General features: G+C 61.4%; 14 protein-coding genes. 8 read left to right on the top strand and 6 right to left on the bottom strand.

Features of this window, described 5'->3' with window-relative positions; all coding sequences use genetic code 11:
• Positions 1-64 precede the first annotated feature (64 nt).
• Positions 65-880 (bottom strand): response regulator transcription factor, encoded by an 816-nt coding sequence (locus tag WN72_RS11565; RefSeq protein ID WP_027564257.1) that lies wholly within the window; start codon positions 878-880, stop codon positions 65-67.
• 293 nt (positions 881-1,173) lie between these two features.
• Between WN72_RS11565 and WN72_RS11560 the strand changes: the two genes are divergently transcribed.
• Positions 1,174-2,334, top strand: a complete 1,161-nt coding sequence (locus tag WN72_RS11560; protein ID WP_027564256.1) for an acyltransferase family protein — start codon at positions 1,174-1,176, stop codon at positions 2,332-2,334.
• A gap of 88 nt (positions 2,335-2,422) precedes the next feature.
• Positions 2,423-3,271: an MBL fold metallo-hydrolase gene (locus tag WN72_RS11555; protein ID WP_092218160.1), complete on the top strand. Its 849-nt coding sequence runs from the start codon at positions 2,423-2,425 to the stop codon at positions 3,269-3,271.
• Between the two features lie 13 nt (positions 3,272-3,284).
• On the opposite strand, the gene WN72_RS11550 is transcribed toward WN72_RS11555, so the two are convergent.
• Entirely contained in the window at positions 3,285-4,175 is an 891-nt protein-coding gene (locus tag WN72_RS11550) for an aldose 1-epimerase family protein (RefSeq protein ID WP_092218161.1), read from the bottom strand.
• Between the two features lie 1,000 nt (positions 4,176-5,175).
• Here WN72_RS11550 and WN72_RS11545 point away from each other — a divergent pair.
• Both WN72_RS11545 and WN72_RS11540 read left to right on the top strand, forming a co-directional pair.
• Positions 5,176-5,703, top strand: coding sequence for a transglutaminase-like cysteine peptidase (locus tag WN72_RS11545; RefSeq protein WP_092218162.1), 528 nt, complete (start codon positions 5,176-5,178; stop codon positions 5,701-5,703).
• Between the two features lie 388 nt (positions 5,704-6,091).
• The gene (locus WN72_RS11540) at positions 6,092-6,286 is read left to right on the top strand and encodes a hypothetical protein (protein ID WP_143130736.1); all 195 of its coding nucleotides are present in this window, start codon (positions 6,092-6,094) and stop codon (positions 6,284-6,286) included.
• Positions 6,287-6,608: 322 nt separating this feature from the next.
• On the opposite strand, the gene WN72_RS11535 is transcribed toward WN72_RS11540, so the two are convergent.
• Positions 6,609-6,851, bottom strand: a complete 243-nt coding sequence (locus WN72_RS11535) for a hypothetical protein (protein ID WP_092218163.1) — start codon at positions 6,849-6,851, stop codon at positions 6,609-6,611.
• Between the two features lie 133 nt (positions 6,852-6,984).
• Entirely contained in the window at positions 6,985-8,295 is a 1,311-nt protein-coding gene (locus WN72_RS11530) for a UDP-glucose dehydrogenase family protein (protein WP_194483019.1), read from the bottom strand.
• Positions 8,296-8,508: 213 nt separating this feature from the next.
• Between WN72_RS11530 and WN72_RS11525 the strand changes: the two genes are divergently transcribed.
• Positions 8,509-9,219: a hypothetical protein gene (locus WN72_RS11525; protein ID WP_143130688.1), complete on the top strand. Its 711-nt coding sequence runs from the start codon at positions 8,509-8,511 to the stop codon at positions 9,217-9,219.
• 923 nt (positions 9,220-10,142) lie between these two features.
• On the opposite strand, the gene WN72_RS11520 is transcribed toward WN72_RS11525, so the two are convergent.
• On the bottom strand, positions 10,143-10,559 hold the full coding sequence (locus tag WN72_RS11520; protein WP_143130687.1) for an Ig-like domain-containing protein: 417 nt from the start codon (positions 10,557-10,559) through the stop codon (positions 10,143-10,145).
• Positions 10,560-10,757: 198 nt separating this feature from the next.
• Here WN72_RS11520 and WN72_RS11515 point away from each other — a divergent pair, with 198 nt between their 5' ends.
• On the top strand, positions 10,758-11,003 hold the full coding sequence (locus tag WN72_RS11515) for a hypothetical protein (protein WP_244553835.1): 246 nt from the start codon (positions 10,758-10,760) through the stop codon (positions 11,001-11,003).
• Between the two features lie 59 nt (positions 11,004-11,062).
• Here WN72_RS11515 and WN72_RS11510 read toward each other — a convergent pair whose 3' ends face one another.
• Positions 11,063-11,296 (bottom strand): hypothetical protein, encoded by a 234-nt coding sequence (locus WN72_RS11510; protein WP_092217593.1) that lies wholly within the window; start codon positions 11,294-11,296, stop codon positions 11,063-11,065.
• Positions 11,297-11,490: 194 nt separating this feature from the next.
• Here WN72_RS11510 and WN72_RS11505 point away from each other — a divergent pair, with 194 nt between their 5' ends.
• Together WN72_RS11505 and WN72_RS11500 are read left to right on the top strand one after the other, a co-directional pair.
• On the top strand, positions 11,491-12,642 hold the full coding sequence (locus tag WN72_RS11505) for a hypothetical protein (RefSeq protein ID WP_092217583.1): 1,152 nt from the start codon (positions 11,491-11,493) through the stop codon (positions 12,640-12,642).
• A gap of 77 nt (positions 12,643-12,719) precedes the next feature.
• Positions 12,720-12,959 (top strand): hypothetical protein, encoded by a 240-nt coding sequence (locus tag WN72_RS11500; RefSeq protein ID WP_244553834.1) that lies wholly within the window; start codon positions 12,720-12,722, stop codon positions 12,957-12,959.
• Positions 12,960-12,991: the final 32 nt, after the last annotated feature.

Below are 12,991 nucleotides of genomic sequence, written 5' to 3'. Positions count from 1 at the left end.
CTTCAGGTTATTGTTTGAGCATGATCTTGTCGGAAAACCGCTGCGCACTTTTCCGGATGATGCCCTACAGCCGCTCGCTGAGCGCGAGCTTGTAGCCGACGCCGGTGACCGTCGCGATCACGGGCGTGCCGCTGCCGACCAGCTTGCGGCGCAGCCGCGCCACCAGCGCATCGACGGTGCGGATATCGACCTCGGCCTGGCGGTTGCTGACGACCTCGATCAGGTAGTCGCGGCTGAGCGGCCGTCCGTCGGCGCCGACCAGCGCGGCGAGCAGGTCGAATTCGGCGCGCGTCAGCGCCACCGGCTTGCCGTCACTGCCGAGCAGCTCGCGCCGCGTCAGGTCGATGATCCAGTCGCCGAAGGCGATCGAATTGTGGTTGCGCGCGGCCTTGCGATCGATCGAGCGCCGCCGCAGCACGCTGCGCGCACGCGCAAGCAGGTCGCGCAGATTGATCGGCTTGGTGACATAGTGATCCCCGGCGATCTCGAGGCCGAGGATGCGATCGACGTCGGTATCGCGGCGGGTGACGAAGATGATGCCGGCGTTGCTGGTCGCCTGGATCTCTTTGGCGAGCTCGAAGCCGTCGCCGTCGGGCAGCTGCACGTCGAGGAAGACGAGATCAGTGCGCGCGCGCAGCGCCTGGCGGCACTCCGCGCAGGAGCCGGCGCCGACCACGTCGAAATTGTTCTCGCTGAAATAACCGACCAGCATCGTCCGCGTCACCGGATCGTCTTCCACGACGATCAGCCGCTCCCGGCCAGCCGGACGCAATTCCTGAAGTGCGGAATCAGTACCGGTCCTGGATGTCCTGTGTGCTTGCGGCCCGGCCTGAAAATCCAAGTCGTCGCGCAGCGCGCCGTCCTGTGAACGTACATTCACAACTGGTTCGAGCCCCCGAATTGCCTGCTGGAATACTAAGCGTGTTGTCGTGCCCAAACAATATTGGTCATGGTCTTGAAGCATTAAGTATGAATTGGCCCACAATTCTCATCCCGCGCACCATCCCGACACTTGGCTCGCGCGAGGCGGCGTCGAGCCGGCCAGGCAGCGAGCCCGAACATTCGGCTCCAGATTCAACCACCGGTTAACGTAAAGACGGCCTTCAGCTTCGGAAAAGCCGGCCGCGCCTCTATTGTCTCCGCTCGCAGATGCGAAACCACGGAGCAGGCGTTATGCAGGGGCAGGCCCGGTTGGCCGCCGGTCGAAGCGAACGAGGCGCAACGCCCTTCAGTCGTTCGCACACGCTCGACTTCCTGCGCGGGCTCGCCATCCTCGGCGTGATAGCGATCCACGTCTCGCAATCATTTCCATCGAACATCCACGCAATCGACTACGCGTTCATGTGCGGCTGGACCGGCGTCAACGTGTTCTATTTCGTCAGCGCGATGACGATGTGCCTGATGTGGACGCAGCGCGCCGGCGAAACGAGCCCGACGCGCAAATTCTACATCCGGCGTGCCTTGCGCATCGCGCCGCTGTTCTGGCTCGCGATCCCGGTCTATCTCGTCCTCAACGGCACGGGGCCGAGCTACAACGCGCCCAACGGAATCGGGCCGCTCCAGGTGATCCTGACCGCGACGTTCCTGCACGGCTTCTGGCCCGACAGCGTCAACAGCGTCGTGCCGGGCGACTGGTCGATTGCGGCGGAGATGACGTTCTATCTCGTCTTCCCGCTTCTGATCACCGCATTCGGATCGCGCCGCAGTCTCTATCTCGCGCTCGCGCTTCTGCTGCACCTCGTCAATGTCTGCCTGTTCAAGCCGTGGGCCTTCGAACTGTTCTCGGCCTATTACGGCCCCGCCCACGCCTCCTTCGTCTGGAGCACACTCCACATCAGCTTCCTCAATCAGTTGCCCGTCTTCCTGATCGGCTGTGCGCTGTTCTTCTCACTGCGCGACGGCTTCACCAGATCCGACGGCGCGATCTTCATCGTCTTCGTCGTGCTGTCCTTCTTCGCCAATCGCGCGACCGGCGCGCACGAATTCAACTATCTGATCATCAACCTCGTGCTCGGCGCGATGGTGGCCGGCTGCATCCGCTTCGCGGTCCACTGGTCGCCGATCGAGGCGCTCGGCCGCAACTCCTATTCGATGTATCTGTCGCACTTCGCGGTGACCTACGCTCTGCACCGGGTCTGGCCGCTCGCGGACGGGCTGGCCTCGCTGCTGATGACCTACGTCGTCACCATCGCGCTCAGCTATCTCCTCGCGCGCGCGACCTGGCATCTGGTCGAGCGCCACACGCAGGACTTGGCCCAGCGCCTGACCTCATCGGCCTCCACCCGCCCGGCGATCCGCCCTGTCGTCGCCGCCACCGCGACCGGCGTGCACTGAACGCACGCCCGCCGCAGCTTGATGCGGCTTGCTTCGCCGCAGCCTTCGTATCTACTGTGCGTTCCCGGCTTCACATCGGAGTAGGCGCATGGAGGTCATCCTGCTCGGCACCGGCGGCCCGCGCCCGGACCCGCGCCGCATGGCGACGACCACGCTGATCAAGCTCGGCGAGGAGAACATCCTGTTCGACGCCGGCCGCGGCGTGATGGTGCAGCTCAGCAAGGCCGGCGTGCCGCTCGGCGCCATCAACACGGTCTTTCTCACCCACCACCATTTCGACCATATCGGCGACCTCTACGATGTGATGCTCAATTCATGGATGCAGGGGCGCAAGGACGAGCTGCGCATCTTCGGGCCGCCGGATACCGAACGGCTCGTCAACACGCTCGTCACGCAGGTCTATGACAAGGACATCGCCTGGCGCGATCAGGGCGAGCCGAGCTTCGGCGGATGGAAACCGGTCGTCGCAACCGACATCGTTCCAGGTCCCGTCCTCGACACCGGCCGCTGGAAGATCAGCGCCGAGCTGGTCTCGCATGGCGATGGCCTCGACATGTCGCCGGCCTTCCTCGCGCGCTGGATGTGCCTCGGCTACCGCTTCGAGGCGGAGGGCAAGATCATTGCGATTTCCGGCGACACCGTCCCCTGCCCCGGCCTCGAACGGCTGGCCGAAGGTGCCGACCTGCTCGTCCAGGTCTGCTTTCTCGCAACGCCCGAGATCAACAACGAGCATTTCCGCCGGCTTGCGAAATACACGATCGCCTGCGGCGACACCGTCGGCAAGGTCGCGGCCAAGGCCGGCGTCAAGAAGCTCGCGCTGACCCATCACCGGCCGCGCACCGACGACACCATGCTGAGCGCGCTGCTCGCGGATGTGCAAAAGGACTATTCGGGCCCGGTCGTGCTCGGCGAGGACCTGACGCGGATCGAGGTCTGAGAGGTCATCGATCTCAGGCCGATCCGACCTCGATCCGGTACGACAAGCTCTGCTCCGCTCCAGGTGCGATATGCATCAGGCCGGGCTTGTCACCGAACTCGCCATCGAAGCCTGCGGGACTGGCGTAGCCGCGCCAGGGCTCGATGCAGAGGAACGGCGCGCCTGAAGGTTTCGACCAGACGCCGAGCTCGCTAAAGCCGCGCCAGGACATCTTCAGCCACGGCCCGGCGGATGCGCCCTTCGCGGCGGCATAGCGGACCGAGCTGCTCTCGATCCGGTCGAAGATGATGGCGTCGTCGATGAACAGGGATTGGGACAAGGGCAGCACCGCGCCGTTGACCGGGCTCGGCTCCGTCGCCGGGCGCAGCAATCCACCATCGAGACGGCGGACGGGAGATGCCTCTGCCGTCGCGAAGGTCAGCGCATAGCTTTCCTTGGGCACGCCCGCCTGGAGCGGCCAGTTGAAGGCGGGATGTCCGCCGAGCGAGGCCGGCAGGATCTCTTTGCCGGTGTTGACGATCGTGAGCGCCAGCTCGAGGCCGGCGTCGTCGATCGTATAGATGGCCGTCAGGCGGAAGGCGAACGGATAAAGCGCGCGCGTCGCCTCGCTGTCTTCGAGCACCATCGTGCAACTGGTCTCATCACGCCTCGCCCAGGCAAAGCGGCTGTCGCGCGCAAAGCCGTGCTGGGTCATCCGGTAGGTCTTGCCCTGGTGCCGCAATTCGTCGCCCGCAAGACGTCCGACGATCGGGAACAGCAGCGGCGCATGGCGCGGCCACTCCGGCCCCGCCTGCCAGATGAACTCGGTGCCGCTGCGGTCCTTCAGCGAGCACAGTTCGGCGCCGTGAGCCTTCATGGCCGCGGTGAGAGGGCCGGTGTGGATCGTGTGCGTGTCGTTGTTCATGTGCACGCTCCTGCGAGCAAGTCATATGTCTCGAAATTGTGTTCGCCGCATTCGGGAGTTGGACCGAACAGTGCAGACTTGCCGATGCTGCAAGTGGAAATCGGGAACATCAAGGTCGTCCATAATCGAGTTATGTCCACAGCAGGTACAGGTTACCAAGATACTTGCCGTTCCTTGCGGGTCGCAGCTTGCCGGCGGAGTGAACCGTTAATCGGCGAGAGCGTTAACCGCGCTACATGCCTTACGAAGAGTCCCAGCATTCAGCCATTGATTGTGCGCCGCAACTCCTGATAGGCCCTGATGATTGTCATGGGGCTGACACAATGTTTTTCTTACGACGATGGTTCGGGGGCCGAAATGGCCAGCCGGATGATGAATATCAATGGCGACCGTGTGAACCTCCTATCTTCCCGAGGCGAACGGTTGATGGCGGCAAGACGCTGCTTAAGTGCCCGACCTGGCGTCGGCGCGGCAAAGACGGGAAATGGCAATACATTCAAAAGCCGCAGACCTTTGAAGAATGGGAGACGGACCAATGGTGAGCGGCATGTGACCGAGCGCGAGAGGATCGCCTCGTTGTCGCACCTTGGCGATCGTCTCCTGAGTTCACGCCGGATCTGGTCCTGGCGGATCGGAGGATGCGAGTCGCATGACGCTAGAAGCACATCTCCATCACTCCCCGTGCCCCGATCCTTATCGACGACTATGCAGGTCGCACTACGAAACGATTCAGCCATTTGCGGATCTGATCGGCATGCATGGCAGACTTTCGAAGCAATCCGCGTTTGATCGGAGCGCATGCGAAGCTCGCCTCAGTTCGCTATCGCGATTTGGAGTAGCTCACTTTCCAGCTCCGCGACACATATTTGGAGGCCGCACTTGTTCCGCTACGGCCTCATCAATCGCACGCAAAGTTCCCCAGGGCACATCGCCGCCGTAGCCAAACGTTCGACTCAATCCGGAGCCACGTTTCATCGCTTGCTTCAACGCGAGCAAATGAATGCGAAAGCTCCTCCTATACGCATCGCTCACGATCATTTTTGTGCAGTCGTGCACCTTGCATGTGCACGCGGAGCCTACGCTTCCGCCAGTTCAATACACGGCGTTCTGCGCGAAGTATCCCTCCGATTGTGACACTCATCGCGCTCAAAGCGGAACGGGATTGGAACTTCGTAATATCCAATTCGCAAATTCGACCGTGAACGCGCAAATTGCGCCAAGCGAGCGGTCGAAGAATGGATGGGACCTATATCCATCCGAGGGCGACTGTGGCGATTATGCAGTTTCCAAGCGTCACCTGCTCTTGTCTTTGGGCGGCAGCTCCTCGCAATTGCTGCTCGCGGAGGTTCGCCATCGAAACTCCGGCGAACACCACCTCATTCTGATTGTTCTTTACGAAGGCAGCGTGCTCGCACTGGACAATCTGTACGAATATGTATTGCCCTTTGGGGATGCCGTTCGGCAGTACCAGTTCCTCAGAATTGCTTCGCCAGACAATCCAAATGTTTGGCGCACGTCACTGCCCTGAGGGATTGGGGCACATGCGATCGCCCGCACTGGCAACACGAGCACGTTACCAGCAGACGTCTCCTTGGTGCCGCAGATCGCGCCATGACACGCGTCGCTGTACCCGAGCAATTTCTGAAGATGCTTCGGCGGAACTCTGGTGCAGCGGCGGAGTCAGCGACGGCGAGATCGTCGTCAGGAAGTAGACGCCATCAGAAAGCGCAAACTTGGCACGACAACTGCACCGGGTAAACCTGCAGGAATGCTCCTTCGCGAGGCAGGCGACGGACGAGGCGTCGGACGACTTGTTGCGCGTCTCGCTTTTGCCTCTCTGCCGCCGCGTGCTTTCCACGTTGCTGTCGAGTGGGCGCAATATTCCTGCGACATACTTCATGCGTCGGAGGTGAGACATGTCGGATGCAGCTAATCGAACGAGTCTGAGCGCGGACATGGCCGCCGAAGACTTCGGTCTCAACAAAAACCCGATCGGCGACCGCGCCTTCGCAGCCGCCTATCTGACCACGATCGCCGTCGCAATGATCGGCTGGCTATATGTCATCACCCGCGCCGGGCTTGCCGCTATTAGTTGGATGATCTTTGGCTAGGGCACGGTCATAAGCTGCCTATTCCGTCGCCGCCCGGACGAGCGCACCTCAACACGCGAAATTGATCTGCAACACGTCTGCCCCGTGTTGAGCGGCGCAACATGATGCCGCTCTACGAGCCATGATCGAGTTCCCTTTCACATCGAATGTGGGTGAGATTGACGGTCCGGAAGCGCCGAATGGCTGCGGGCGGGACTAGGTCCTCTTCCCCTCTCAAATATGCAAGTGCACCCCGTCCAATGAACGGGGCGAAGCTCTGTGCGCAGCGTTGCCTATTTATCGACCAGACCTTGGTCGATTGGACGGGTGCCGACCGCAAATGCTACAATGCATGCCTTTGCAGCGTACGAGGATTTTCAGCCATGCGTATCTTGTTGATCTCGGCCGTGGCGTGCATCGCCATCTCATCGAACTCCGCGCAAGCCGGCCCAAACTGCATGCTCATGACATCGGACCAGGCCATGCGGGATTGCTTTGACCGGACGTTTTCGACGACGCCGAAACCAGAGCCGACGACAACAACGCAAAATACCAAGGCTGCACCGAAGCTGGCATCGCCGCCCAAAACACAGAACGTGTCGGACGCACCGTCAAGATAGCGAGCGCGGGGTGCGCCGGCGCGATGCTCTCCTGGCGCGCCGGCGACAGCCTCCCTCGAGGCCCGCGCTTAGGGGCAAATCGAGAGCGTCAAGCCTCGCTCAGCCGAGCGGGCGCCCGACGCTCTCGTAGGTGAAGCCCGCGGCCTCCATCTCTTCCGGGCGATAGATATTGCGGAGGTCGACGACGATGGGCTGGGCCATGGCGCTCTTCAGCCGGTCGAGATCGAGCGCGCGGAACTGCACCCATTCGGTGACGATGACGACCGCGTCGGCGCCTTGCGCGCACGAATAGGCGTCCTCGCAATAGGTGATGCTGGGCAGCTCACCCTTGGCCTGCTCCATGCCGACCGGGTCGAACGCCTTGACCGTCGCGCCCATGTCGATCAGGCCGGTCACCAGCGGGATCGACGGCGCATCGCGCATGTCGTCGGTGTCGGGCTTGAAGGTGAGGCCGAGCACCGCGATGGTCTTGCCGCGCAACGAACCGCCGAGCGCCTGGCTGACTTTGCGCGCCATCGCGCGCTTGCGGTTCTCGTTGACCGCCAGCACGGACTCGACGATGCGCAGCTGCACGTCATGGTCCTGCGCGATCTTGATCAGCGCCTTGGTGTCCTTCGGGAAGCACGAGCCGCCGAAGCCGGGACCGGCATGCAGGAACTTGGTGCCGATGCGGTTGTCCAGGCCAATGCCGCGCGCGACCTCCTGGACGTTGGCGCCGGCCTTTTCGGACAGGTCTGCGATCTCGTTGATGAAGGTGATCTTGGTCGCGAGGAACGCGTTCGCGGCGTATTTGATCATCTCGGCGGTGCGGCGCGCGGTGAACATCAGCGGCGCCTGGTTCAGCGACAGCGGGCGATAGATGTCGCCCATCACCTTGCGGCCGCGCTCGTCGTTGGTGCCGACCACGATGCGGTCGGGGAACTTGAAGTCGCGGATCGCCGCGCCCTCGCGCAGGAATTCGGGGTTGGAGGCGACGACGACGTCAGCGTTCGGATTGGCCGCGCGGATGATGCGCTCGACCTCGTCGCCGGTGCCGACCGGCACGGTCGACTTGGTCACCACCACGGTGAAGCCGGACAGCGCCTGCGCGATCTCCTTCGCGGCGGCATAGACATAGGAGAGATCGGCGTGGCCGTCGCCGCGGCGCGAGGGCGTGCCGACCGCGATGAACACGGCGTCGGCCTCGGCGACCGGCTTCGACAGATCGGTGGTGAAGTCCAGCCGCTTGGCCTTGACGTTGTTCGCAACGAGCTCGTCCAGCCCGGGCTCGTAGATCGGGATCTCGCCGCGATGAAGGCTAGCGATCTTCTTCTCGTCCTTGTCGACGCAAGTGACGTCGTGACCGAAATCCGCAAAGCAGGCCCCGGATACCAGTCCCACATAACCCGTGCCGATCATCGCGATTCGCATGAAAAACCCTAGCTCCTTTGGGGATAGATGTTCCGCTGAACATCCTAGTACACTTCTTTATCTGCTCGCACGCCCAACAATGGGGCAGGTTCTGGAGTAGTCCGAATAAACCTTAACCGCTCGCCATAGAGATCATCTGTCTCGCGACAGGCCCTGCCTTTTGAAGCACCAGCGCGCGTCCAAGTTTCGACATAGAGAGTCGCAGAATAACGCATGGGGCTTGATACCGCGGCGCAGGAACTCAAAGGAGTTCGAACGGTGACTTCGATGACCCCATCCCTCGCTCGATCCCGATACTATTTTCATTCCGCAAAGTTTGTCGCGCGAAAGCATTTGCGGGGTTACGTCATAAACTCAGCTCCCACACTCGATCCTGATGGACTCTCCTGCTTTCAAACCGCCATTCAATCCAGTCGCGTGTATCTCGAATACGGTTGCGGCGGAACCACGCTCGTGGCCGCGAGACATGTTTCGAAACTTATCAGCGTCGAGACAGATCGAGTCTTTGCCAAGGCCGTCGCGGCTTCCTTGCCGCGCTCCGAGGCCAATATTACGATCTTGACGCCGAACCTTGGCCCGACACGAGAATGGGGATACCCCATCTTCGATCGCCCAACTCCGTCGCATATCGCGAGATGGCAGCGTTTTCCGAAGGCTCCGTGGGCTGTCATCGACGAGCCTCCTGACCTCGTCTTGATTGACAGCAGGATGCGGGTCGCATGTGCTCTTGAAAGCCTGCTCCACGTAAGTGTCGATACTCGCATCCTCGTCGACGACTATTCCGGTCGAGATTATTCGCTCATTGAGCGCTTCGCCGACTTGATTGCCATGCACGGACGGATGGCTGAGTTCCGTCCGCGTCGCACTTTCGACCAGGATGGTTGTCGGCTTGCACTGCAGGAACGCTACTCCGACCTCAACTGAAAAACGCGCCTGAATATCACGCGCCCTCACCGGCATGGGCGCCGAGCAGCTCGTTGAGAGCCCGAATGTCATCGAGTATCCCGCCGCACTTGCCCTTGAGCATTCGAGAGTGGACTGGATGTAGACATCGACTTTCTGCTCTGTGAGTCGATCGACGGTCTTTCGATAGTTGAGCGCGAAGTCGTTAGATCTCACCATGACAAAGGCACCGCGCTCCAACGGCGAGGATAGCGTTCATGCGTCGGAGAAATCCGTGCGATCGTCGCTGATACCGCGGTTCGCAATGCTCACACCGGGAAACATAAGGTGAGCAATGCCGGCAATGCGGCCTTCTCCATCAAGGGCCAGGACGCTTGGTCTGAGATTCGAGGCGGAGAGACAGGCCGAGCTCACGGGCTTTACGATGGACTTCACCGGTTGACCGCCCGAGTTCAATTGCGATCTGAGATGCACGCCGCTTCTGCGCCAGCATCCTCAACCGCGAGATCTCTTCCTCGGTCCAACGGCGCATTTTCGCCACCGCATTGCTATGCAATTGCACAACTCGGTCGAGACGGGCCCGTTCCTTGCGCGTCGCCTGCGCTGTTCGTCGAATTGTTACAACAATTCTCGACCAGGACAGCCGCGAACGGGCTCATCGCTCCAGAGAGCAACTCTGCCACAATGAGATGAAGTTTGTTCGAGTTCCGAAGCCGAAAAACTAGGCAGGCTCGCAAGCTGCTTTTTATTGCCTGTGTGACCGCGTTCGACGCTGGCCAGCGCCCAGTTCGAGCACTTCGCTACGTTTGCTTTGCTTGGAATGGTCTTCATGCGAGGCTATCAGCGCCGGATCTGGCTCGTATTCGCTCGCGTCAACGGGAGCTCCTTAGGCCTAGGAGCACTCTCACCGCTAACGCCAGGTCGACGGGCCGGCAAGCCTCAGTTCAATAGCCCGTCAGATTGGCGACGAGCCCCTCGTTTGAGGCGCTGACCTTGATGTGAATGACCGACCGCCCCTCGTCGTGGCGATTCTTTCCCACCACCACCAGCGCAAAACTGTCGCTACCCTTGAAGTCCGAGTTGGCGAAATAGCGAAATCCGGGACCGACCAATGTGAGTTCGCCCCCCTTCGGCTGCTCCGCGACGGACACGCTGAAGATTTGCATGGTCGACCAGCGAAGTCCCTGAATGCAGTTGGCGCCGGGCTTGATCGTCATCGACCAGTCGATACTGTCGCCGGCGAGCTTGTAAGCCTGATGATCTCGCAGGCAATTTGGCGTTGCGTTGGCTTGGCCGATCAGAAGAGCGCTGATCATCGGCACAACGAGAGCGGGAGAAGTGAACGTTTTCATTGGCGCCATCCTTTTCGAGGACGATGCGCCAACTCGGGCTAACGTTCTGTAAGTCCCGGCCGCAAAGGGCGCGCGTTGGTAAATGTGAAGCTAAAATCCCGTTAGCAGGTTGCAAGACGACACTGGCAAGACCGAAAACCGAACGGTTATATAGTTGCGTCGGCTGTTTCGTCCGAACCACCTGTCCTCCCACGAGGCGAGACGAACTTGAAGATCACAATCAACCTCGTCATGCTGGCCTGTACGCTCGTTCCGACCGCGGCGGCCGCCGCTCCAAGCGCCGAGGTGGCCCGCAAGTGCATGCATTATTCCTACATCGCTTATCCGTATCAGCGCCCCGGGTCGGTGCGGATGAGCGGCGATCGCCAAGCCTTTTTCAGGAACTGTATGGACAAGGAAGGCAATATTCCTGCTCCAGAGACACCGTCCTCATCCGCACAACGCCAGTCCTAACGTGCTTGCGATAGGCCCAACTGCGGAATCAGTTGGGCGGCGTTCACTTTGGACGGTGCTCACTTGGGCGGCTTTTGAGCATCCACATTGCCGTTGTTGGCGACACATTTGTTGAAATAGTCGTGCTGAACACGCCCTGACCCTTTTGCACTGCCCGCCGCCGGGTTGCCGAGCTCGCGCGGCGGAAACTGCTTGGCCGTCAACGCGCTGCATTTTCGTGCAAGCTCGGCCGTGAGCGCGGATGCCTGCCCTGGAACGGCACCGACCGCAAGACACGTCACGGCCAGCAGCATCAAGGGCGATTTCCAGTTTACGAACATGGCGATTTTCCTGCACGACAGCTTGTCTCGCGACCGGACCACCTGATCCGCCGCATCCAGCCATTCTAGTCGAGAGGCGTGGCGCCGATACAGCCGAAAATGCCGTATTCGTCGCAGGCGGATTGGTTTAATGTGACTGTCATGCACTCAAGAATGCCACCCAGGCGATGACCGCCGGCGATCTGATACCAAGCGATCTCGAGCGGCCGGACCAGGCTCCTACTGAGATCCAATTCGCGCTCGTCATCGCCCGCATGATCGAGACGGTGGACAAAAACCCCGAGCATTTGCGTCAGGCCATCTACGACCTTGCCCGCTACAAACTGCTGGAGCAGTTCACTCACGCGGATGCCAAGGATATCAAGCGCGCGCAGCAGGCGCTCGAGACCGCAATCCGGGGCGTTGAACACTTCTCGCAGCAGCAGCCGCTCATTGCGCCCTCCCCGACCAAGGTACGGCCCGAAGAGGCTCTGGCCCGGCCGGATCAGCTGCCAGGCCCTATTGCCGCTCAGGCCGCGGCAGCGCAGCCGACGCCGCCGGAGCCAGCCTGGCGCGTCGGACCACAACACGCGGCAGGTCGCGGCCGAAACCCGCAGTTTGCGCTGATGCGGCGAACTGCCGCGATGCTTCTCATCCTCGGCGGCGTTGTGCTCGCCGTCCAGCAACGTGAGCGGCTGTGGCACCTCGCACAAAACTTCGGCCGAGTTCTCCCTCCTCAGGAAACAGCAACAGCCTCGCCCCCGGTCCAGCCCGTGAGCGCACCTGCGCCGACGCCTCCCCCGGCGAAGCCCGATCCATTGCGGCCGACGGACTACGGCATCTACGCGGTCGCCGACAATCGTCTCGTGGAGCTGCCGCTCCTCCCCGGCAAGGCACCAGATATTCGCGTTGCGGTCTCGGCCGCGCTCAAGGCACCGAGCCCGACGGTGTTACCGAATGGACACCCGAAATTCGTCGTGTTCCGCCGCGATTCCTCGGCCAATGCAGCCGATCGGGCCGAGGTTCGCATCCTGGCCAGGGTCTCCCGGGAATTTTCCGCCGAGGCCGCCGGAAAGAGGCCGGATGACAGCGAGGCGACCTGGGTGATCAGGAATGTTTCGTTCCCGTTCCGTTCATCACCAATCCCAAATGCGCCCGAGATGTACGAGCTGCATAGTGAGGATCCCGAGCTCGAATTGGCGCCGGGTCGCTACGCCCTGATCCTCAGGGGGCAAGCCTACGATTTCACGATTCCAGGAGAGATCACCGATGCTCGGCATTGCATCGAGCGTGTGGTCCTGACCACGGGGGTTCTCTATACCGATTGCAAGAAGCCCTGACGCCTTCCAATCCGCAACTCAACGCCTAGCTAGGTTGGAGCTGTCGGTTAACCCGCGTCGGATTGATGGAGGCAACAATGCGTTCGTCCCTGCTCACGGCTCTCGTCATAGCAATGCTCGGCACCGCTACAGCGGCAGAGGCTCAGGGCACGCAGCAGGGGCAGAGGGGCCAGCCACAATCCGCGCGCAGGCCGGTCGCAACCCAACCGAGCAACAATCCGTTCCAAAATCCCATTGGGCAAGGCGTGCCGCCGGCGGTCTCGGCGAATCCCAATATCAACAACAACAACAGTGGGCTGACCAATCCGCCGCGCTGAGCATGCAGTGGCGGGACCGCACTTCGAAGCAA

Origin of the sequence: Bradyrhizobium arachidis (genome assembly GCF_015291705.1) — a bacterium.
Classification (GTDB): Bacteria; Pseudomonadota; Alphaproteobacteria; order Rhizobiales; family Xanthobacteraceae; genus Bradyrhizobium; species Bradyrhizobium arachidis.
This window is presented reverse-complemented; position numbering and strand designations above follow the sequence as displayed.